The organism is Aquitalea pelogenes, assembly GCF_041914625.1.
GTDB lineage: Bacteria > Pseudomonadota > Gammaproteobacteria > Burkholderiales > Chromobacteriaceae > Aquitalea > Aquitalea pelogenes.
The window spans coordinates 76,159-98,187 of the sequence record NZ_JAYSDA010000005.1 but is presented as its reverse complement, the minus strand read 5'-3'; the positions used below and the strand labels follow the sequence as shown (position 1 = coordinate 98,187).

21 protein-coding genes and 1 pseudogene are annotated in these 22,029 nt (G+C 59.2%); 8 read left to right on the top strand and 14 right to left on the bottom strand.

The window, feature by feature from the left end; translation table 11 throughout:
* Positions 1-14: 14 nt before the first annotated feature.
* The 3 genes from ilvC to ilvB form a co-directional block, all read right to left on the bottom strand.
* Positions 15-1,031: a ketol-acid reductoisomerase gene (gene ilvC / locus ACE3SE_RS05965; protein WP_045845777.1), complete on the bottom strand. Its 1,017-nt coding sequence runs from the start codon at positions 1,029-1,031 to the stop codon at positions 15-17.
* Positions 1,032-1,095: 64 nt separating this feature from the next.
* Positions 1,096-1,587, bottom strand: coding sequence for an acetolactate synthase small subunit (ilvN, locus tag ACE3SE_RS05960; RefSeq protein WP_045845778.1), 492 nt, complete (start codon positions 1,585-1,587; stop codon positions 1,096-1,098).
* 10 nt (positions 1,588-1,597) lie between these two features.
* Positions 1,598-3,364 (bottom strand): biosynthetic-type acetolactate synthase large subunit, encoded by a 1,767-nt coding sequence (ilvB, locus tag ACE3SE_RS05955; protein WP_045845779.1) that lies wholly within the window; start codon positions 3,362-3,364, stop codon positions 1,598-1,600.
* 225 nt (positions 3,365-3,589) lie between these two features.
* Between ilvB and ACE3SE_RS05950 the strand changes: the two genes are divergently transcribed.
* The 5 genes from ACE3SE_RS05950 (at position 3,590) to ACE3SE_RS05930 (ending at position 6,205) form a co-directional block, all read left to right on the top strand.
* On the top strand, positions 3,590-4,156 hold the full coding sequence (locus ACE3SE_RS05950) for an RNA polymerase sigma factor (protein WP_062790077.1): 567 nt from the start codon (positions 3,590-3,592) through the stop codon (positions 4,154-4,156).
* Positions 4,153-4,539: a DUF3619 family protein gene (locus ACE3SE_RS05945; RefSeq protein ID WP_374554222.1), complete on the top strand. Its 387-nt coding sequence runs from the start codon at positions 4,153-4,155 to the stop codon at positions 4,537-4,539. The genes ACE3SE_RS05950 and ACE3SE_RS05945 overlap by 4 nt, the downstream gene beginning before the upstream one ends.
* Entirely contained in the window at positions 4,532-4,921 is a 390-nt protein-coding gene (locus ACE3SE_RS05940; protein ID WP_374554221.1) for a DUF3106 domain-containing protein, read from the top strand. The genes ACE3SE_RS05945 and ACE3SE_RS05940 overlap by 8 nt, the downstream gene beginning before the upstream one ends.
* Positions 4,922-4,942: 21 nt before the next feature.
* On the top strand, positions 4,943-5,482 hold the full coding sequence (locus ACE3SE_RS05935) for an RDD family protein (protein WP_062790068.1): 540 nt from the start codon (positions 4,943-4,945) through the stop codon (positions 5,480-5,482).
* Positions 5,483-5,707: 225 nt separating this feature from the next.
* A complete protein-coding gene (locus ACE3SE_RS05930) occupies positions 5,708-6,205 on the top strand; it encodes a MarR family winged helix-turn-helix transcriptional regulator (RefSeq protein ID WP_045845784.1) in 498 nt (165 codons plus the stop codon).
* 51 nt (positions 6,206-6,256) lie between these two features.
* Here the strand turns inward: ACE3SE_RS05930 and ACE3SE_RS05925 are convergent, their stop codons facing one another.
* The 3 genes from ACE3SE_RS05925 to ACE3SE_RS05915 are packed head-to-tail and all read right to left on the bottom strand — an operon-like array spanning position 6,257 to position 9,963.
* Entirely contained in the window at positions 6,257-7,564 is a 1,308-nt protein-coding gene (locus ACE3SE_RS05925) for an Nramp family divalent metal transporter (RefSeq protein ID WP_374554220.1), read from the bottom strand.
* Positions 7,565-7,618: 54 nt separating this feature from the next.
* Positions 7,619-8,257, bottom strand: coding sequence for a lytic transglycosylase domain-containing protein (locus ACE3SE_RS05920; protein WP_374554219.1), 639 nt, complete (start codon positions 8,255-8,257; stop codon positions 7,619-7,621).
* Positions 8,257-9,963 carry a proline--tRNA ligase gene (locus tag ACE3SE_RS05915; protein ID WP_374554218.1) on the bottom strand — a complete coding sequence of 569 codons (1,707 nt, stop codon included), beginning with the start codon at positions 9,961-9,963 and terminating at the stop codon, positions 8,257-8,259. Before ACE3SE_RS05915 ends, ACE3SE_RS05920 begins: the two co-directional genes overlap by 1 nt.
* A 297-nt stretch (positions 9,964-10,260) precedes the next feature.
* On the opposite strand from ACE3SE_RS05915, the gene kup reads away from it, so the two are divergent.
* The gene (gene kup / locus ACE3SE_RS05910; RefSeq protein ID WP_374554217.1) at positions 10,261-12,126 is read left to right on the top strand and encodes a low affinity potassium transporter Kup; all 1,866 of its coding nucleotides are present in this window, start codon (positions 10,261-10,263) and stop codon (positions 12,124-12,126) included.
* A gap of 246 nt (positions 12,127-12,372) precedes the next feature.
* On the opposite strand, the gene ampD is transcribed toward kup, so the two are convergent.
* Both ampD and ACE3SE_RS05900 read right to left on the bottom strand, forming a co-directional pair.
* Positions 12,373-12,948 carry a 1,6-anhydro-N-acetylmuramyl-L-alanine amidase AmpD gene (gene ampD, locus ACE3SE_RS05905; protein WP_233160661.1) on the bottom strand — a complete coding sequence of 192 codons (576 nt, stop codon included), beginning with the start codon at positions 12,946-12,948 and terminating at the stop codon, positions 12,373-12,375.
* 9 nt (positions 12,949-12,957) lie between these two features.
* Positions 12,958-13,392 (bottom strand): annotated as a pseudogene (locus tag ACE3SE_RS05900) (GNAT family N-acetyltransferase); the annotation flags it as partial.
* Between the two features lie 197 nt (positions 13,393-13,589).
* Between ACE3SE_RS05900 and ACE3SE_RS05895 the strand changes: the two are divergent.
* Positions 13,590-14,120 (top strand): hemerythrin domain-containing protein, encoded by a 531-nt coding sequence (locus tag ACE3SE_RS05895; protein ID WP_062790049.1) that lies wholly within the window; start codon positions 13,590-13,592, stop codon positions 14,118-14,120.
* A 74-nt stretch (positions 14,121-14,194) separates the two neighbouring features.
* Here ACE3SE_RS05895 and tal read toward each other — a convergent pair whose 3' ends face one another.
* The 4 genes from tal to phoB all read right to left on the bottom strand — a co-directional run bounded on the left by tal (position 14,195) and on the right by phoB (position 17,753).
* Positions 14,195-15,256, bottom strand: coding sequence for a transaldolase (gene tal / locus ACE3SE_RS05890; RefSeq protein ID WP_045845790.1), 1,062 nt, complete (start codon positions 15,254-15,256; stop codon positions 14,195-14,197).
* A gap of 94 nt (positions 15,257-15,350) precedes the next feature.
* The gene (locus ACE3SE_RS05885; protein WP_062790093.1) at positions 15,351-15,650 is read right to left on the bottom strand and encodes a Dabb family protein; all 300 of its coding nucleotides are present in this window, start codon (positions 15,648-15,650) and stop codon (positions 15,351-15,353) included.
* Between the two features lie 83 nt (positions 15,651-15,733).
* Positions 15,734-17,056 (bottom strand): phosphate regulon sensor histidine kinase PhoR, encoded by a 1,323-nt coding sequence (phoR, locus tag ACE3SE_RS05880; protein ID WP_045845791.1) that lies wholly within the window; start codon positions 17,054-17,056, stop codon positions 15,734-15,736.
* A 7-nt stretch (positions 17,057-17,063) separates the two neighbouring features.
* Positions 17,064-17,753, bottom strand: coding sequence for a phosphate regulon transcriptional regulator PhoB (gene phoB / locus ACE3SE_RS05875; protein ID WP_045845792.1), 690 nt, complete (start codon positions 17,751-17,753; stop codon positions 17,064-17,066).
* A gap of 451 nt (positions 17,754-18,204) precedes the next feature.
* On the opposite strand from phoB, the gene ACE3SE_RS05870 reads away from it, so the two are divergent.
* A complete protein-coding gene (locus ACE3SE_RS05870) occupies positions 18,205-18,648 on the top strand; it encodes an Lrp/AsnC family transcriptional regulator (protein ID WP_062790046.1) in 444 nt (147 codons plus the stop codon).
* A 290-nt stretch (positions 18,649-18,938) separates the two neighbouring features.
* Here ACE3SE_RS05870 and gap read toward each other — a convergent pair whose 3' ends face one another.
* Positions 18,939-19,949, bottom strand: coding sequence for a type I glyceraldehyde-3-phosphate dehydrogenase (gene gap / locus ACE3SE_RS05865; protein WP_374554216.1), 1,011 nt, complete (start codon positions 19,947-19,949; stop codon positions 18,939-18,941).
* Between the two features lie 173 nt (positions 19,950-20,122).
* Positions 20,123-21,868: an N-acetylglucosamine-specific PTS transporter subunit IIBC gene (gene nagE / locus ACE3SE_RS05860; protein WP_374554215.1), complete on the bottom strand. Its 1,746-nt coding sequence runs from the start codon at positions 21,866-21,868 to the stop codon at positions 20,123-20,125.
* Positions 21,869-22,029: the final 161 nt, after the last annotated feature.

Genomic DNA, 22,029 nt, shown 5'->3' with positions numbered 1-22,029 from the left:
GACCGACTTCGAAATCAGTTCTTGGACTGGTCGACCAGTTTGTTCTTGGAGATCCAGGGCATCATGGCGCGCAGTTCGGCACCAACCTTCTCGATCGGGTGATCGGCGGTCAGGCGACGACGGGCAGTCATGCTCGGATAGTTGGTCTTGCCTTCCAGGATGAACATCTTGGCGTATTCGCCGGACTGGATGCGATACAGGGCTTTCTTCATCGCTTCCTTGGTGGCGGAGGTCACCACTTCCGGGCCGGTCACGTACTCGCCATACTCCGCGTTATTGGAGATGGAGTAGTTCATGTTGGCGATGCCGCCTTCGTACATCAGGTCGACGATCAGCTTCAGTTCGTGCAGGCATTCGAAGTAAGCCATTTCCGGAGCGTAACCGGCTTCGGTCAGGGTTTCGAAACCGGCTTTCACCAGTTCTACCGCACCGCCACACAATACAGCCTGTTCGCCGAACAGGTCGGTTTCGGTTTCTTCGCGGAAGTTGGTTTCGATCACGCCACCCTTGGTGCCGCCGTTGGCAGCAGCATAGGACAGGGCCACGTCACGGGCCTTGCCGGACTTGTCCTGGTACACGGCGATCAGGGTCGGCACGCCGCCACCCTTCACGTACTCGGAACGCACGGTGTGGCCCGGGCCTTTCGGGGCTACCATGATCACGTCCAGGTCTTCACGCGGAACGATCTGGTTGTAATGCACGTTGAAGCCGTGGGCGAATGCCAGGGCAGCGCCCTTCTTGATGTTCGGGGCGATTTCGTTGCGGTATACGTCCGGCTGCGATTCGTCCGGCAGCAGAATCATCACGACATCAGCCTTTTTCACTGCTTCGGCCACTTCCTTGACCTTGTGACCAGCGGCTTCGGCCTTTTTCCAGGACGCACCGTCCTTGCGCAGACCAACAATCACATCAACGCCAGACTCTTTCAGGTTCTGGGCGTGGGCATGGCCTTGCGAGCCGTAACCGATGATGGCTACTTTTTTACCCTTGATGATGGAAAGATCCGCGTCCTTGTCGTAATACACTTTCATTTGCTTCGTCCCTTGTTATCCGGGCGGCCACCTGCTGTGGCCCGCCGCCAGATGTATAGATATATCAGATTTTCAGAACCCGTTCACCACGGCCAATGCCGGATGCGCCAGTACGGACCGTTTCCAGGATCACTGCGCGGTCAATGGCCTCGATAAAGGCCCCCAGCTTGTCGCTCGTACCAGTCAGCTCGATGGTGTATGTCTTTTCCGTAACATCGATGATGCGACCGCGGAAAATATCCGCCATGCGCTTCATTTCTTCCCGGTCCTTGCCGGTAGCGCGCACCTTGATCAGCATCATCTCGCGTTCGATGTGCTCGGATTCATTGAGGTCTATCACCTTGACCACCTCGATCAGCTTGTTGAGCTGCTTGGTGATCTGCTCGATGACTTCGTCAGAACCATGCGTGACGATCGTCATCCGTGACAGTGTCGCGTCCTCGGTTGTCGACACCGTCAGAGAGTCAATGTTGTAAGCCCGGGCCGAAAACAGGCCCACCACGCGGGACAGTGCGCCCGCTTCGTTTTCCAGCAAGATCGAAAGAATATGTCTCATACCGTCCGCCTCAGCACATATTGCCGTAGTCACGGTTGTTCTCGAAAGGAAGCTGCTGGACATCGCGCATGTGCGGCGGCAAGTCCATCTGGTCCAGGCCCTTGCCGTTCTGGATCATCGGGAACACGTTCTCGGACTGATCAGTACGGAAGTCGAGGAATACCAGGCGCTCCTTCAACGCAGGGCCAAACGCCTCGCGCAACACCGGTTCCACATCGGACGGGTTTTCAATCTTGAAGCCAACGTGGCCATAGGCCTCGGCTACCTTCACGAAGTCCGGCAACGCGTCCATGTAGGACTCGGAGTACCGGGTTCCGTAGAAGAATTCCTGCCACTGGCGCACCATGCCCAGGTAGCGGTTGTTCAGCGCCACCACCTTGACCGGGGTATGGTATTGCTTGCAGGTGGACAGCTCCTGGATGTTCATCTGGATGGAGCCCTCGCCGGTGATACAGGCGACGGTTGCATCCGGATTGGCCAGTTGCGCGCCCATGGCTGCCGGCAAACCGAAGCCCATGGTACCCAAGCCGCCGGAATTGAGCCACTGCTTTGGATTGTCGAACTTGTAATACTGCGCTGCCCACATCTGATGCTGTCCCACATCAGAGGCGATGATGGCCTTGCCGCCGGTGATCTCGTACAGTTTTTCCACCACGTATTGCGGCTTGATCAGCTCGGTGGACGGGGTGTACAGCAGACAGTTGTGGCCACGCCATTCTTCGATCTGCTTCCACCAGCCAGCCAGATGGCCTGCATCCGGCTTCTGACCGGACTGACGCAGGATGTCCAGCATTTCACGCAGCACGTGCTTGACGTCGCCCACGATGGGTACATCCACCTTTACGCGCTTGGAAATGGAAGACGGGTCCACATCGATGTGGATGATCTTCTTCGGCTGCGACAGGAAGTGCGAGGGCACACTGATCACGCGGTCGTCAAAGCGCGCACCGATGGCAATCAGCACGTCACAGTACTGCATCGCCATATTGGCTTCGTAAGTACCGTGCATGCCCAGCATGCCGAGGAATTGCGGATCGGAACCCGGATAGGCACCCAGGCCCATCAGGGTGTTGGTACACGGCAGGCCCAGCGATTTCACCAGCTCGGTGACTTCGGCCGCGGCATTGCCCTGTACGGCACCGCCGCCGACATAAATGTACGGACGCTTGGCTTCCAGCAGAAGGTTGATGGCCTTCTTGATCTGTCCCGGATGGCCGCGGGTGGCAGGCACATAGGAACGGATGTGCACGTTTTCCGGGTAGTGGAATTCGGCACTTTGCTGGGTGACATCCTTGGGAATATCCACTACCACGGGGCCGGGACGGCCGCTCTTGGCAATGTAAAAGGCTTTCTTGATGGTGGCTGCCAGGTCGTTGATGTCCTTGACCAGGAAGTTGTGCTTCACGCACGGACGGGTAATGCCCACCATGTCCACTTCCTGGAAGGCGTCCAGACCAATGGCCGGAGTGGCCACCTGACCGGAAATCACCACCATCGGAATGGAGTCCATATAGGCCGTGGCAATGCCGGTAACGGCATTGGTGGCACCCGGACCGGAGGTCACCAGTGCAACGCCCACCTTGTCGCTGGAACGCGAGTAGGCATCAGCCGCGTGCACGGCAGCCTGCTCATGACGTACCAGAACGTGCTTGAATTTGTCCTGCCGGAAGATGGCATCATAAATTTCCAGAACTGCGCCGCCGGGGTAGCCGAACAGAAATTCGACCCCTTCTTCCTGCAGGCAACGGACCAGGATTTCCGCGCCCGATATCTGCATCTTGTGCCTCTTTGTCTTGTCTTGCAGTCAATCTTGGCAATTGACTTGTGTTTCATCCCGTTGTGATGAAAGACCTTAGCGTATCCCTCAAATAATGGTCAAGGCTTTTGTGCAGGTGCAAAAACGCGCTAAGCCACGGTAAAAACAGGGAAATCCCCGGGGTGGTCTTGCCTGCCCGGCTCTGCTACTATCTTCGGCTGGCATCAACCTGAATCCCCTCCTCACATGGCAAGCCGCAAGGAAATGGCCGACTTTCTGCTGTCGGTGGAACGCCGCGCCTTCAAGCAAGCCTTTTACGCCGTTCGCAACGACGAAAATGCGCTGGATATCGTGCAGGACGCCATGATGAAACTGGCAGACCGCTACGCCCACGCACCGGCGGCCGAATTGCCGCTGATCTTCCAGCGCATCCTGCAAAACACCATTCGCGACCATTTCCGCCGGGCCAAGGTCAGGAATTTCTTTGGCACCTTGCTGTCGTCCCTGCTGCCGGTACGTGAGGAAGACGAAACGGCCGACCCGCTGGAAACGCTCAACATCGCCGCGGATGAGGCCAGCAGCAACCCGGAAAAATGGTATGCCCGCAAGGAAGTGGCCCAACTGATTGACGGCGCGGTGCAACTGCTGCCCACCCGTCAACGCGAGGCCTTTCTGCTGCGTTACTGGGAAGGACTGGATGTTGCCGAGACGGCCAGGGTAATGGGCTGTTCGGAAGGCAGCGTCAAAACCCATTGTTCGCGCGCCACGCATACCCTGGCCGCCATCCTGCAGCAAAAAGGAGTGGTGTTATGAAACCTTCGAACCACCCACTTGGCGGGGAAGAAAAGCTGACCCGCTCCGTCAAGCGCATCCTGAATCATCCCGCACAGGACGTGGACCCCAAGATCAGACAGGGCCTGCAACAGGCCCGTGAACAGGCAATGGCGCGCTTTGACCAGCGCATTGCCCAGCCACCGTCGCCGGGTGAACAACTTGGCCTATGGGTGCTGCGCCATACCCAGGCACTTCGCCGCAGTGCGCTGGCCCTGGGCTTTGCCATGGTAGCCAGCACCGGCGTATGGCTGGCTGAAGGCTTGCTGATGGAAGAAGAAGCCGTTGATGCCGCCATCCTGTCGCACGAACTGCCGCTGGAAGCATTCATGGACCCGCACTTCACAGGCAATCTCCATGACTAAGCCACGCCATGTCTTGCCAATTGTCTTGCTGGGCAGCCTGCTGGCCATGCCGGTGAGCGCCAGTCCACTGAATAACCCGCGCTGGGACCAGCTGGATAGCGAACAACAAACCGTGATGGCACCGCTGGCCAACGAATGGGACCGTTACGCACCGGAAAAAAAGAAAAACCTGCTGGCCATCGTGCCGGAGTACCGCAGTCTGGATGCTGCCGGTAAACTGCGGCTGCAAAGCAAGCTGAAGATCTGGTCGGACCTGACGCTGGAACAACGCCAGCAAATCCGCAACAACTGGAAAACCCTGCAAGGCCTGTCACCGGCCGAGCGGGAAAAAGCCATCCAGCGGCTGAAACAGGCCGCATCCAGACCACAAGCTTCCGGTTAACCCCCTACTCGCTTCCATTTCATGCCTTCATTGTTTCCCGATGCCAGTTTTGGCCGCCGACTGTGCAGCCAGTTTTACGAGCTGCTGCTGATTGCCGCCCTGTTGCTTACCGTTTCTGCCGTGATGACCGGCCTGCAGGCCTGGCTGGGCCGCTCGCTGCTGCTGGACCTGCTGACCCAGTTGGCCCTGGCTGGCAGTCTGTTTGGTTATTTCGGCAGCAGCTGGGTCAAGTCCGGCCAGACCGTTGCCATGAAGGCGTGGCGTCTCAAGCTGGTACGCCAGGACGACAATCAACTGATTGACTGGCGTCAGGCCGGTTTCCGTTATGTCATCGCCCTGTTGCTGTTTGTCGGCATGCCGGCCATCTCCTACCTGGCCTGGTCGCGCAATCTGGGCCATGGCCGCGAGGCCCTGCTGATTTCACTGGCCTGGTGTGCCCTGCCCTACCTGGCAGCCTTTTACGACAAGGAACGCCTGTTCCTGCACGACAGGCTGGCCCGCACCCGCCAGATCACCTTGCCCAAGGCGCCGCACCCGGGCAAAGGCAAGCAAGCGGCCTGAGTCCCCGGCCTGTGGCAAGTTTGCCCACAGGCTGTTGATGGACACCCGATCTGGCTGAACGGGCGAATGGCCCGCCTGGCCTGATATGGCAGCCGGATAACCTTGCCGGATGGCTCAAATCCGCGCGTGAATATCTTCAAGAAAAGATACTTCACCGACAACTCATGATACGCTTTGCGCCCGGAACGGAAAGCCACGCCCCTCCCTTACCTGGAATATCGCAGAATGCATCAACAGCCTGATCAGATCGACCGCATCGTCGCCCTCTGGAATGAAGTACGCCCCGAACTGGACGCTTCGTCCACCCACGTGATTGGCCGCATCGTGCGGATGGAGTATTTCATTACCCGCCGTGTCCTGCAGGATCTGGCCCGCTACAACCTGAATGTCGGTGAATTTGACGTGCTGGCAGCCTTGCGCCGCCGTGGCGAGCCTTACCAGCTGTCGCCCAATCAGCTGCAAGGCATGGTGCTGATTTCCTCCGGCGCGCTGACCAACCGTATCAACCGCCTGGAAGAAGCGGGCCTGGTGACCCGCTCGCCCGACCCGGAAGACCGCCGCGGCGTGATTGTCACCCTGAGCGCCAAGGGCTTTGCCGTGATCGAAGAAGCCGTCGTCAACCATCTGGCTGCCGAGGCCGAACTGATGGAAAACCTGGATGAGGCCGAAAAAGTACAGCTGGCTGGCCTGTTGAAGAAACTGCTGCAAACGCAGGAAGACTGAACACCACGCCCACTCAATAAAAAAGCCGCCTTATGGCGGCTTTTTTATTGCTTACAGGCCGATGATCAGCAGCAGATTGGCCCCGCAGATCAGCGTGAACAAGAACCAGCCCACCACCTGCATCAGCGGAGACAAGGCAAACGCGCCCATGTGCTGCCGGCTGGACGTCAGGCGCAGCAAGGGCCACATCGCCAGTGGCAATTGCAGGCTGAGTACCACCTGGCTCCACACCAGCATGCGTCCCACCGCACCCTCGCCCAGCAGCAATACGCCTAGCAAGGCAGGCAGCAAGGCCAGACCACGGGTAATCAGCCGACGTTGATAACATGGAATACGGATGTGCAGGAAACCGTCCATGATCACCTGCCCGGCCACCGTGCCGGTCAGCGTGGAGCTTTGCCCGGACGCCAGCAAGGCCAGGCCAAACAGCAAGGCCGCCGCACCGCCAGCCAGCGGGGTAATCAAGCGGTAAGCCTGTTCGATATCGTCCACCACCGGCTGGCCCACCGCATGGAAGGCACTGCCTGCCAGCACCAGAATGGCCCCATTCACCAGCATGGCCAGCAGCAGCGATACCACCGTGTCCACCCGGCACAGCGCCAGCGTATCGCGCAGGCTGTGGTTGCCGCTTTCCACCTTGCGGGTTTGTACCACCGAGGAGTGCAGGTACAGGTTGTGCGGCATGATGGTGGCACCGACAATGCCCAGGCCCAATACCACGGCCTGGTGCAAATCACCTCCCGGATTCGAAGGCAACAAGCCGCGCGCTACTGCCGGCCAATCCGGCCCCACCATGAACACCTGGATGGCAAAACACAGTGCGATGGTGGCAATCAGCCCCAGCACCACGGCCTCGATCTGCCGGAAACCCTTGCCCTTCATGCCCAGCACGATGACGGTATCAAATGCCGTCAGTACCACCCCCCAGGCCAGCGGGATACCAAACAACAATTTGAATGCCAGGGCGCAGCCCAGTACCTCGGCCACATCGCAGGCAATAATCGACACTTCTGCGCTCAGCCACTGCACCACCCTGCCGGTGGGCCCGTAATAGGCGCTGCTGGCCTGGGCCAGATCCTGCCCGGTGACCAGGCCAAGCCGGGCGGCCATCAGTTGCAATACCATGGCCACCAGGCTGGACAGCACCACAATCCACAACAGGCCATAGCCAAAGCGAGAACCGGCTTCGATATCGGTCGCCCAGTTGCCCGGGTCCATATACCCCACCGCCACCAGCAGACCGGGGCCGGCAAAACGGCGCAGCCGCTGCCACCAGGGCGCGCGGGCATCAATACGGATGCTGCCTTGTACTTCAGCGGGACAAAACGGAGCGGTTGCCGTGCGGGGAAGGGAAAACATGCAACATCCTCAAGCGAAGAGGAAAGAAAAATGCACGCTATTTGCGTGCAAAGTCTACTGACCTAAAGGCAGGTTACTACCAGCCACTTTGACTGGTACTGGCGCAGTCCAGGACCATTGTTTTTTCCAGGCGCCAATCACCAGATTGGGATATTCCGGCCGACCCAGGCTGCCGTTGTAACGGCCCAGTGCGCGATAAAGATTGCCACGCTCCATGTCCAGATAATGGCGCAGGATGGTGCAGCCATAGCGCAAGTTGAGCGTGAGTTCGAACAGATTGTGCTGCGGGTTGCCGATTTGCCTTACCCAGAAGGGCATCACCTGCATCAGGCCACGGGCACCGGCAGGGGAAATGGCGTATTTGTTGAAACCGCTTTCCACCTGGATCAGGCCCAGCACCATTTGCGGGTCCAGCCCGGCGCGGGTGGCCTCGTATTGAATGGCAGTGAGCAGGTGTTCGCGCATCCAGCTGTCCGGAATACGCTTTTGCAGGCGGCGCGACATCTCGGCCAGCCAGGCCTGGCCTTCCTGCGGGGTGTCAAACACCAGCCGCGGCGCATTGACATCGGCAATGGTACGGCTCATTGCCGATGCCACATTGGCAGCCAGTGCCTCCTCGCGCTGCGCACCCGCCCATGCTGGCGAACAGGCCAGCATGGTGGACAGGGCAAGCAGCGGCAGGAGGATTTTCATCAGGACAGTTTGGCGAGCAGATGTTCCAGAATAGCATCTGCAGCGACGGGCGTTGCCGCAGCATCACGACGCTGCTGGTACTCGACCTTGCCTTCCTTCAGGCCACGATCGCCGATGGTGACGCGATGCGGCGCGCCAATCAGCTCCCAGTCGGCAAACATGGCACCCGGGCGTTCGCCACGATCATCCAGAATCACGTCCACACCCTTGGCCAGCAGGCTGGCATACAGGCTGTCGGCAGCGGCCTTCACTTCGGCGGAACGATCGTAGCCAACCGGGCAGATGACCACGGCAAACGGGGCGATATTGTCCGGCCAGATCATGCCCTTGTCGTCGTGGTTCTGTTCGATGGCGGCACCCAGGATACGGGTAACACCGATGCCGTAGCAGCCCATCTCGAACGGTTTCGGTTTGCCGTCTTCGTCCAGGAAGGTGGCGTTCATGGCGGCGGAGTACTTGGTGCCCAGGTAGAACACATGACCTACTTCGATGCCGCGCTGGATGGCCAGCACACCCTTGCCGTCCGGGCTTGGGTCGCCAGCCACCACATTGCGGATGTCGGCCACTTCAGGCTCGGCACAGTCACGACCGAAGTTGGCTCCGGTGTAGTGCTGGTCGTCTTCGTTGGCACCGATGACAAAGTCGGCCATCTTGGCCACGGTACGGTCGGCAATGATGCGACCCTTGAAGCCGACCGGGCCCAGCGAGCCCGGATTGGCACCAAACGCCTCACGGATGATGGCCGGCGAGGCCATGGTCAGCGGCTTCTTGATACCCGCCACTTTTTCGGCCTTCACTTCGTTCAGTTCGTGATCGCCACGTACCAGCATCAGCACGGCTTCGCCTTCGCTGCCTTCCACCACCAGCGCCTTGACGGTGCTCTTGATGTCGATGGACAGGAAATCCACCAGCTCGGCAATGGTTTTTACCTTGGGGGTATGTACCTTGGTCAGCGCAGCGCTGGCGGCCGGGCGCTCACCGGCCGGTGCCACGGCCTCGGCCAGTTCGATATTGGCGGCGTAGTCGGAATCCGGGCAGTAGATGATTGCATCTTCGCCGGTATCGGCAATCACCTGGAATTCGTGCGAGCGGTCACCACCGATGGCGCCGGTATCGGCAGCCACTGCACGGTAAGTCAGGCCCAGACGGTCAAAAATGCGGCAGTAGGCGGCATACATATTGTCGTAGCTCACACCGGCGGCTTCGGCGCTGCGGTCGAAGGAGTAGGCGTCCTTCATGGTGAACTCGCGGCCACGCATCACGCCAAAGCGCGGGCGGCGCTCGTCGCGGAACTTGGTCTGGATCTGGTAGAAGTTTTTCGGCAAGGCGCGATAGCTGCGCAGTTCGCTGCGGGCAATGTCGGTAATCACTTCTTCGGCAGTCGGCTGCAGGGCAAAGTCACGTTCGTGACGGTCCTTGAAGCGTAGCATTTCCTCGCCCATGGTGTCCCAGCGGCCCGACTCCTGCCACAGGCCGGCCGGCTGCACTACCGGCAGCGAGACTTCGATGGCACCGGCACGGTTCATTTCTTCGCGCACGATGTTTTCCACCTTGCGCACCACGCGCAGGCCCATCGGCATCCAGGAATAGATACCGGCAGCAACCTTGCGGATGAAACCGGCACGAATCATCAGCTTCTGGCTGGTGATGTCGGCGTCGGCGGGGGCTTCTTTCAGGGTGGAAATGAAAAACTGCGATGCGCGCATGATGCGTCCTTGGTATTCGGCTAAATAGGGTTGATTGTAGCGTTTTGCACGGCTGACGGGAAAGCATCCTGACAGTGCAAGCCCACAGCGTAGCTGTCCGGATCAATCGTGACGACATTGTGGCTTTCCGCCGACAAGCCCAGAGGGAAAGCAGCGGGCATTGCAGCATTAGCTTGGCGCTGTCCTGACTCAGTAGTAACCTTCGCGCTCACAGGCCATACCGAATTCCGCAGCGCAACAAGACGGAAAGGAATGGCAGTTGCATGCTCAACCCACAATAGAAGTCACACACAAATCATGCAGGCTCACAATAAACAGGCCATGACCGGCCTGACGCTGGCTGCGCTGGGCGTGGTGTACGGGGATATTGGTACCAGCCCGCTGTATACCTTGCGCGAATGTTTTACCGGGCATGGCATTGCCACTACGCCTGACAATATTTTCGGCATCCTGTCGCTGATCTTCTGGTCCCTGATCTTCGTGGTTTCCATCAAGTACGTGGTGTTCGTGCTGCGCGCCGACAACCACGGCGAAGGCGGCATCATGGCGCTGATGGCGCTGGCCCGGCATTACGTCACCCATGCGGCACGCTGGAAGGTGGTATTGCTGGGGCTATTCGGTGCCTCACTGTTTTATGGCGATGCCATCATTACCCCGGCCATGTCGGTACTGTCGGCGGCAGAAGGGCTGGAGGTACTCAGCCCCAGCATGCAACCTTACGTCATGCCCATCGCCATTACCGTGCTGGTTGGCCTGTTTGCCCTGCAACGCTTTGGCACGGCCAGCGTGGGCATGCTGTTTGGTCCGGTAATGCTGGCCTGGTTCTCCATCCTCGGCTTGCTGGGCATCCTGCAGATCCTCCAGGCACCCGGCATTCTGGCCGCCATCAATCCCTGGTATGCCTACAACTTTGTCGCCCACCATGGCGTTGGGGCCTACCTGACATTGGGTTCGGTCGTGCTGGCGCTGACCGGGGCCGAAGCCCTGTATGCAGACATGGGGCACTTCGGCAAAACGCCGATCCGTCGTGCCTGGTACGGCCTGGTATTGCCCGCACTGGTACTCAATTACTTTGGCCAGGGCGCATTGCTGATGCTCAAGCCCGAAACCATCAAGAATCCCTTCTTCCTGCTGGCACCGCAATGGGCACTGCTGCCCTTGATCATCCTGGCCACCCTGGCCACGGTGATTGCCTCGCAGGCCGTGATTTCCGGTGCCTATTCGCTTACCCGCCAGGCCATCCAGCTGGGCTACAGCCCGCGCATGGAGATTTCCCATACCTCGGAAAAGGAAATCGGCCAGATCTACCTGCCCTTCGTCAACTGGGCCTTGCTGGTAGCGGTGCTGGTGGTAGTGGTGATTTTCAAGAGTTCGGATAATCTGGCCTCGGCCTACGGCATTGCCGTCACCGGCACCATGCTGATCACCACCTTGCTGTTCTTCGTGGTGGCACGTGTCAACTGGCGCTGGCCGCTACCGCTGGCACTGGGCATTACCATTTTCTTCGGCATCATTGATACCGCCTTCTTCAGTGCCAACCTGCTCAAGCTGTTCTCCGGCGGCTGGCTGCCGCTGGTATTGGGCATGATCATCTTCATGCTGATGACCACCTGGAAGCAGGGTCGCAAGCTGCTGTTCGACCGTCTGCGCGAACAGGCACTGCCGCTGGACAGCTTCATCGAAAACCTGGAAGCCTTCCCGCCCACTCGCGTACAGGGCACGGCGGTGTTCCTCACCAGCACCCTGCATGGCGTGCCGCATGCCCTGTTGCATAACCTCAAGCACAACAAGGTGCTGCACGAGCGCATCGTGCTGATGACGATCCGCACCGAGGACGTGCCTTACATCAATGAGGATTCGCGTCTGGAAGTGGTGCAGCTGTCGCCCTCGTTCTGGCGTGTGGTGGCACGTTACGGCTTCAAGGAAGACCCGAGCGTGCTGAACGTACTGTCGCTGTGCGAGCGCGATGGCCTGGCCTTCGAACTGATGGATACGTCCTTCTTCCTGTCGCGCGAAACCATCATTTCCACCGAGCGGCCGGGTATGGCACGCTGGCGCGAACGCCTGTTCGTGTGGATGAGCAAGAACGCACTGCGTGCAACCGACTTCTTCCAGATTCCCACCAACCGTGTGGTGGAACTGGGTGCCCAGGTTGAGCTGTAGTCAAGTCACTACATCAAAAGGCAGGCTTTTTAGCCTGCCTTTTTTATTTGCCCAAGCAAAATCACCCGATGTAATCGTTTACAAATCCAATCCAGCACTCAATATTTTCTTTATTTATCATGTAGTTATATAAAAAATCAGGTTGCAATCAGGTTTTGATACAGCCACTTGCAACAAAAATGGCCGCTGCGAAGCAGGCGGCCAAATGATGCAAAACGGATGAAATTTTACTATGTAGTGGCAACACTACGCCGGCAGGTCAATCCGGGCACGGACACGGGCCCAGTCAAAGAAGGGGCCAGGATCCGTCTTGCGCCCCGGAGCAATGTCCTCATGCCCGGTCATTGCCCGTAACGGCAGGTGCTGACGCAAGGTCTCGATCAGCGCCAGCAACATCTGGTACTGGGCATCGGCAAAGGGTTCGAAATCGCAGCCTTCCATCTCGACACCGATGGAAAAATCATTGCAGCGCTCGCGGCCCTGCCAGCTGGAGACCCCGGCGTGCCAGGCCCGGGACTGCACCGGGACAAACTGCACCAGCTGGCCACTGCGCCGGATAAAGAAATGGGCCGATACCCGCAGCTGGTGAATGCTGGCGAAAAACGGGTCTTCGTCCGGATTCAGGCTGTTGGTGAACAACTGCTCCACGGCCTGACTGCCATAACGGTATGGCGGCAGGCTGATGTTATGAATGACCAGCAGCTCCGGCTGGCCATGCTCGCGGGCATCACAATTGGGCGAGGGAATCTGCCTGGCTTCACGCACCCAGCCGCTGGGTTCAAGATGCAGCACCGGTTGCAAGCGGTTGGCGCAGTACAACATGCGCCACAGCACCAGGCCATCCGGCACTGTCCAGCGTTGTTGCAGGACGAAACCGGCCTTGTGGTACAGGGCAATGGCAGCCTGATTGACTTCAGCCGTATCCACACTGACTTCGTCAGTACCGGCCAGCAGATGATTGAGCAGGCGATAACCCCAGCCGCAGGCAAAGCAGGCCGGGTCCACCACGGCGCGCTCGATATGCCAGCCGCCTTGCTGACGCCTGCTTGCCACCAGCACGCCGCGCAAGGTTTCGCCCTCGAATGCACCGATCACCCGGTCGGTGCAGGCCATGACCTGGTCGATATCCCGCCACAGCACGGGCAAGGCCGGATAATCCAGCCACTGCGCCTCCACCTGATGCGCCTGCAGCTGGATGCGCAATACCTCCGCGGCCAAGGCCGGGTCACTCAGCGTTACATCCTTGACGACAAAGGGAATATCCATTTCCACCTTTCGAATTGCCAATGGCGGCGTGGCCTGCATGAATGTTTCCGTCAGCGGCAGGCCAGGCGCACAATAAGGCATTGTGCCAGCCTGAACGCCGGTAGCCCATTCTGTGTGATGCATTTGAGCAGAATCATGGTTTTTTGCATTGCAGCACGGCACACTCGAACCATTCTCCCAGCTTGAGGCCACCCACCATGCTTACCCTGAATGATATTGGCAACACCAGCAGCGCCAGTTTCGAACAACCGCTGGACATGCTACTGGCCTGTCATGACAAGATCCGCCGCTTTTGCGATCAACTGGACCAACTGCCCGGCTATATCACCGAACATGGCGTCAATGAGGCGGTGAAGAACACCATCGACGGTGTGATCCGTTACTTTGACGTCGCCGGCCCGGCCCACCACATCGACGAGGAAGAGGAGCTGTTCCCCATCCTGCTGGAACGCGTCCCCACGGCCGCCCCGCGCATCGAGCAACTGGAAGCCGAGCACGGCTATCTGCACTCGTGCTGGAATGCCATCCGCGACGACTTGCGCGCCCTGCGCAATGGCGAACTGGACAGCATCAGCGAAAACGCGGTGGCCGAATTCGTTCGGCAATACCGGGAACATGCAGCTTCCGAAGAGGCCTGGCTGATTCCCACTGCCGCCGCCACGCTGAACGCAGACGAGCTGCGCAATGCAGGCTTGCGCATGGCCCAGCGCCGCCAGCAAGCCTGCTGAACAACAGCCGGTGTCGTAAAACAGAAAAGGATGCCACTAGGCATCCTTTTTTATCCTGCGTTCAGGCCCCTGCCTCAGGCAGTCAGCTTCAGCAAGGCAGCAAAGGCATCTTCAAACAGCTTGAGCCCGTCCTGTTGCAGCTTGTCACCCACGGCCACCAGGTCGATATCGGCCTCAGCCACGTCCAGCAGGGTGATCTGGGCCTGCTGTGCATCCTGCGGCAGGGTCAGCGCGGCAACGCCGTGGTCGCGGAAGGCGGCCAGGGTGGCATCCGGCACGGTGTTGACCGTTTCGTCGCCAATCAGGCTTTCCACGTACAACACGTCGGAATAAGCCGCATTCTTGGTACCGGTGGAAGCCCACAGCAGGAATTGCGGCCAGGCACCCGCGGCCTTCAGCGCGGCAAACTCGCTGCCATGGAAACGCTGCTGATAGCGGGCATAAGCCACCTTGGACAGCGCAATGGCCGCCTTGCCTTGCAAGGCGGCAGGCAGTTGCGGGTCCAGCAGACTGTCCACCCGCGACAGGAAGAAGCTGGCCACCGCCTTGATGCCGCTCACCGGCTTGCCCGCAGCCAGGCGTGCACTCAGGCCGTCGATATAGGCATCCCACACGGCTTCCACTTGCGGCAGGCTGAACAGCAGGGTGATGTTGACGTTGATGCCCTCGGCGGTCAGCGTCTGGAAAGCGCGAATGCCCGCTGCGGTGGCCGGAATCTTGATCATGGCATTGGGCCGGTCGATGGCAGCCCACAGGCGTCGTGCCGCGTCCAGCGTGCCCGCTTCGTCATGCGACAGGGCCGGAGACACTTCCAGGCTGACATAGCCGTCGTTGCCGGCACTGCTGCGGTATTGGTCCTGCAGCAGATCGCAAGCGGCCTGGATGTCAGGCACTACCAGTGCTTCATAGCGTTGTTCGGCATCCAGTCCCGGCTCGGCTTTCAAGCGGGTCAGGTCGGCCTGGTAGCTGGCATCGGTACTGATGGCCTTGTAGAAAATGGCCGGATTGGAAGTCACACCGGCAATGCCGTCTTCTTGCAACAGACGGGCCAGTTCTCCCGAAGCCAGCAGCTCGCGGGACAGATTGTCCAGCCAGATGCGCTGGCCGAACGGGCGGATGGATTGCAGACGATTCATGATGTGGTCCGGGGTCGGGAAAGTTGGCGCATAAAGAAGAACATCCTAGCGCGACTGTGCAGGCAGGCCAAGCCCATATTGCAGCGATATGCTGTCAATTTGCCGGGAAATCAGAAACTAAAACGTCATCAACAAACGGTTTAAGCATGGAGACGAAAGCCTGGTGGGCCGGATGGACCAGGTAGGCATCACGGGCGGCGGCATCGACAAACTGCACCAGCCAGCCATGGGTGAAGCCGTGTTGCAAACCTTCCGGGCTGACATCCGGGCCACCTCCCAGTGTCAGGATGCCGGGAATCTGCCGGGCCAGACCGGCAAACTGCTGGCTGATGCGGGCAATGTCCTCCGCCGTGGCGGCAGGCAGAAAGCGGATCAACACGACATGGTGCAGCATGGTCACTCCCGGATTCCATTCAACCGCTGATTATGCTGCCTTCCCCAGGCACTGACCATGCGTGCAAGTACGCAGCCTGTCGTTCAGGCCTGGTTTTCCGGCTGTGCCTCCGGCTCGGCCGAGCGCTCGCGCTGGAAAATTACGCTGAAGGTACTGCCCTTGTCCGGCTCGCTGCGGATATCCAGCCGGGCGTTATGCCGTGCCACCACATGCTTGACGATGGCCAGCCCCAGCCCGGTGCCGCCATTGCCGCGCGAGCGGCCACGGTCGACCCGGTAAAAGCGTTCGGTCAGACGCGGAATGTGCTCACGCGGGATGCCGATACCGCTGTCCTTGACCGAGAAACACAGGCGCTCACCTTCTGCCTTCCACGACAGCACGATATCGCCGCCTTCCGGCGTGTAACGCACGGCATTGGATACCAGATTGCCAAAAGCGGAATGCAGCTCCTGCGCACTGCCCCACAGCCATTGATTGCAGCCTTTTTCCAGCCGGACATGATGACGGCCCTGCGACAGGCCTTCGGCCTCCACCATCAGGGTATCCAGCATGTCCTGCATATTCACTTTTTCCGCCATCACCGCCTTGGGGCTGTTTTCCAGCCGGGACAGGGTCAGCAGGTCTTCCACCAGGCTCTGCATGCGCCTTGACTGCTCCATCATCATGGGCAGGAAGTGGCTGAGGGTGGCCTGGTCCACTTCTTCCATATCGGACAGGGTTTCCAGAAAGCCACCGACCACAGTCAGCGGAGTGCGCAATTCGTGCGACACATTGGCGACAAAATCGCGATGCACGGTCTGTACCCGCTCCAGCGAGGTGATGTCGCGGCTGAGCAGCAGTTTGCGGGTGGAGTCAAACGGCACCAGTTGCACCGAAATCACCAGTTCACGCGGCTGGGTCAGCTGCAAGACCAGAGGCTGGCTGAAACTGGCATTTTTCATGTAGGCATGAAAACTGGGCTGGCGGATGAGATTGAGAATCTGGTTGCCCACATCGTGCTTGCGATCCAGGTTCAGGTGTTCCATCGCCATCGGGTTGATCCACTCGATGCGATCATTCTCGTCCAGCACCACCACGCCATCCGGCATGGCTTCACCGGCATTGATGAAGCGTTCCAGCACATTGGTGAGCTTGCGCTTGCTTTGCATCTGGCTGCGCATGGTGCGATACAGCGTCATGAACACGGTATGCCAGGCACCAAAGCCATCGGGTACCCGCTCGGCGGTAGGTTGCTCCAGCCAGCGCAGCAACAAGGCGATGTGGTACAGATGAAAACCCAGCCAGGCCAGCAGGGCGACACCGGCAGCGATCAGGCCTTCGATCGGGCCGGAGAATGCCCAGAAGGCAAGGCCGATGAAGAGGATGACAATCAGCCAGACCAGGGTACGCTGCAAGAATTCGCGCAAGTCAGCCTCACTGCTGGGTGGAGAAACGGTAGCCGGTGCCGCGCACGGTCTGGATCAGGGCATCATGGCCCGTGCTTTCCAGCGAACTGCGCAAGCGGCGAATGTGCACGTCTACCGTGCGTTCCTCAACAAATACATGATCGCCCCACACCTGGTCCAGCAGTTGCGAACGGGAATGCACGCGTTCCGGGTGGGTCATGAAAAAGTGCAGCAGGCGGAATTCGGTCGGACCCAGGTCGATGGTGTCACCATTACCGCTGACGCGATGGGTGATCGGGTCCAGGCGCAGGCCTTGCACCTCGACCGCATCGTCGGTCATCTGCGGAGCGCGGCGGCGCAGCACGGCCTTGATGCGGGCCAGCAATTCGCGCGGCGAGAACGGCTTGGTGATGTAGTCGTCAGCGCCGGATTCCAGCCCGGTAATCTTGTCCTGCTCATCGGAACGGGCGGTGAGCATGATGATGGGGATATGCTTGGTGCGCTCATCCGAACGCAGGCGTTTGGCAATATCCACCCCGGACGCACCCGGCAACATCCAGTCCAGCAGCACCAGATCCGGCAGTGCATTGCGCACCAGGGTCAACGCAGCCTCGGCCGTGCTGGCACGCAAGACGTGATGCCCAGCCTGGTTGAGGTTAAACGCAATCAGTTCCTGAATTGCAGGCTCGTCTTCGACAAGCAGAATATTGGCAGCCATGTATCGGTCCAGTCCCGGTTTGATGATGGCAAGGATAAAAAGCAGCGATTACAGAAATATGACATTTCTTAAATAGTTGCCAAAACTTCTGCAAATCCTGTCATCCGGTGCGCCACCACCCTATCTTGCCACGTAGACCATGCCATACCGACAAAAAAAACGGGCCTGCCGCATGGCAGACCCGGAATGGCCTTCGTCAAAAATTTGTTTGTCTGACTTGAGACCAGGGACAAAGAGATCACCAGGACAGTTTCAAACAGGTACAGGGACATGTACCCATCAGCAACGAATCCAGACAAGAACCATCACGGCGGGACAGTGCCGCAACAGCTCCGATAAGGCAGGCATTGTACGGAGCAAGAAGCCATTTCTTAATGTGGAAATATTGGAAATTTCCTGATTTAACCTTGTAAAATGGCTTTTTTGCAGCAAAAAACCTTGGAATCCAAACTTGGATAAATTCGACAAAAAAATACTGAGCAGCCTGCACGAAAATGCCCGCATCAGCTTTGCCGAACTGGCCCGACGGGTGAATCTGTCCTCCCCCGCCATTGCCGACCGGGTGGACAAACTGGAGCGGCAGGGCGTGATTACCGGCTACCGGGCGCAGATCGACCCGGCCAAGGTCGGCTTACCCATCCTGTGCATGATTGAACTGACAGTGAAGCATCTGGAGTATTACGTGGTGATTGATCGCATCCGCAGCATGCCCCAGGTACTGGAGTGCGCATCCATCACCGGCACCAGCGGCCTGATGATGAAAGTGGCGGTCGACACCATGCCCAGCCTGCAAACCCTGATTGCCCAGTTGATGCAGTTTGGCGACACCAAAACCTCCATCATCATCGACATGCCGGTTCCGCCACGCATGCCCCAGTTGCTGGCAGACGACTGAGCAAGGCAGGTAGCGGACGCAGCCATGACGCTGTGGGGGCAAGCCTGCCATCAGGATGGCGGATATCACTCTCGCGGGCGCAGATGCCCGGCCATGGGCAAAAAAATGGCCGAAGAATCATTGATTCTTCGGCCAAGCTCTTGGGAGAGACCATATAGAAGCACATCTACGAACGAAACACCCAGGCTGCCACCTTCTGACCAATGACAACCGGGTTTACTGCACCGGCTTCTCCCCGGCAGTTCTGACGCTGCCCGGGAGAACGGATTGGCTAAATCGCTTTTGCCAGATTACTTGGCAGCAGCCCAGGCCAGCGAGGTATCCAGCATGCGGTTGGCAAAGCCCCACTCGTTGTCGTACCAGGACAGTACCTTGACTTCACGACCGGCAATCACGCGGGTCAGCGTGGAGTCAAACACGCTGGAAGCCGGGTGGTGCAGGAAGTCACGCGATACCAGCGGCAGGGTGTTGACGGCCAGTACACCGGCCAGCTTGCCCTTGGCAGCAGTGGTGATCAGTTCATTCACTTCGGCCACCGTAGTGTCACGGCTGGAAGTGAAGGTGAGGTCCACCAGCGATACATTGCTGACCGGTACACGAACGGCAAAGCCGTCCAGCTTGCCTTGCAGCTTGGGCAGAACCAGGCCCACCGCTGCAGCGGCACCGGTCTTGGTGGGGATCATGGAGACAGCTGCGGAGCGGGCGCGACGCAGGTCGGAGTGGTCGGTATCCAGCAGCACCTGGTCGTTGGTGTAGGCATGGATGGTGGTCATCAGGCCACGTTCGATACCGATGGTATCGATCAGCGGCTCAACCAGCGGGGCCAGGCAGTTGGTGGTGCAAGAGGCATTGGACACCACGGTCATGGCGCTGGTCAGCACATCATCGTTCACGCCGAATACCACGGTGGCGTCGGCATCGTTGGCCGGAGCGGAAATCAGCACACGCTTGGCACCGGCTTCCAGGTGCAGCGCAGCTTTTTCACGCTTGGTGAAGATGCCGGTACATTCCAGTACCACATCCACGCCCAGTTCTTTCCACGGCAGTTCTGCCGGGTTGCGGATGGAGAGCAGCTTGATCGGCTTGCCGTTCACCACCAGGGCATCGCCTTCCAGCGCGATGGTGCCACCAAAGGGGCCATGCACGCTGTCAAAACGGGTGAGGTGTTCGTGCAGTTCCGGCTTGCCCAGGTCATTGATGGCCACGATTTCGATATCGCGGTCAGCAAAACGCTCCTGCCAGGCGCGGACCACCATGCGGCCGATACGACCGTAACCATTAATGGCAACTTTCAACGTCATGATGCATCCTCCTAATTTGATAATGGTGCAGGGTCATCTCGTGCCCTGCGCCATTCAATTTCTGCTCCTTTTGCGCTGTAAGCAAGTGACTACAAAAGTAGTGTGCGGGTTACCAACAAAGCGGTGAAATCCTTGCCAGTCAAGGCTCACCGCCATGTAGTGCAATGCAGGTTTTACACCTGAAGGAAACTGGCAAAGTGAGCAGGGTCTTCCGCCAGCAGCACATGCAACAAGCTGGAGGAGAAGGTGGTAACACCCCGCGCACCCAGGGCTTGCAACGCGGCGATATCCACCAGCGCGCTGTCAGTCACCTCGATACGCAGGCGGCCACCGGCCACCGCTTGTACACGCTTCACATTAGCCTGCCCGCCCAGTGCTTGCAGCCAGTCTTCACGCTGCATGCTGGTGCTCGCTGCCTGATGTGCGCCTGAAACACGACCAGCCACTACAGGGGCTGCCGGACTGCTGTCAGCCTGTTGCAGGGCAGTGCGGATTTCATCAGAAATCAGATCTGCTTCCGGTCCCAGTACCACTTGCACACTGCCGGCCGCCGGTTTGATCAGGCCGCGCGACCCCAATGCCTTGAGTGCGGCTTCGTCCACCTTGTCATTGTCGGCCACTTGCAAGCGCAAGCGCGTGGTGCAGGCATCCACCGACTTCAGATTGGCCGCCCCGCCCAGGGCCAGGATGAAACCATGGGCGCGGGAAGAGCCCTCCACGGCCACCACGGCAAGCTGTGCAACCGCTTCGCGACCCATGGTTTGCAAGTTGAACTTGCGGATGAAGAAACTGAACAGGCCGTAATAGATGACGAAGTACAGCAGGCCCACCGGCAGCAACAGCAGGGGCTTTTGGGCAATGCCGAAGTTAAGCAGGTAATCGAACAGGCCGGCGGAGAAGCCAAAGCCCAGGTGCACGCCCAGTGCATACATCAGGGCCATGGCAATGCCGGTGAGTACTGCATGGATGGCATACAGCATGGGCGCCAGGAACATGAAGGCAAACTCGACCGGCTCGGTCACGCCGGTCAGGAAGGCAGTCAGTGCCATGGAAAACAGCACCCCACCGACGGCGGCCTTGTTCTCCGGCCTGGCCGCCCGGTACATCGCCAGGCAAGCCGCGGGCAGGCCGAACATCATCACCGGGAAAAAGCCGCTCATGAACATGCCGGCGGTTTTGTCCCCGGCAAAGAAACGGGTCAGGTCGCCATGCACCAGCTTGCCTGCTGCATCGGTGTAATCGCCCACCTGGAACCACACCATGGTATTGAGAATGTGGTGCAGCCCGGTGACGATGAGCAGACGGTTGAGCACGCCATAAATGAACAGCCCGATTTCGCCAACGCCGATCAGCCATTTGCCGACTGCATCAATACCGTTTTGCACCGGCGGCCAAGCGAGGCCCAGCACCACACCCAGCAGCAGCATGGCAAAACCGGTGGCAATCGGCACAAAGCGACGCCCGCCAAAGAAGGCCAGATAGGTGGGGAGCTTGATGTCCTTGTAACGGTTGTACAGCACTCCGGCAATCAGGCCAGACAATATCCCGGCCAGCACACCCATATTGATGGCAAACGGTTTGCCCTCTGCATCCAGATGCACCAGCGGCTTGAACACCGCATAGGCCAGCAGGGTATCCGGCATCACCTTCAATACCGCCGTCAGCACCATATAGCCGATGGCACCGGCCAGGCCCGCCGCGCCATTGTTGTCGCGGGCAAAGCCCACCGCCACGCCGATGGCGAAAATCAGCGCCAGATTACCGAAAATGGCATCTCCGGCCTGCGCCATCACCTTGATATTGAGCAGGTCCGGCTGCCCCAGCCGCAACAGCAAGCCGGCGACCGGCAATACCGCAATCGGCAGCATCAGGGCCCGGCCCAGCTGCTGAATGCCTGCAAATCTGTTTTGTGTACTCACCTCAATGCCTCCTTTGGATGTGGAATGGTCAGTTGCCATTCCGTCTTGTCTGCGCGGCGGTCACCAGCAAGGCTAGCTGCGCAGGATAGGGTGTAGTCGTGACCATGCCTGGCTTTTGGGGCGCATGGGGCCCATCGGACAAGCGGAAAACCAGGCTAGTG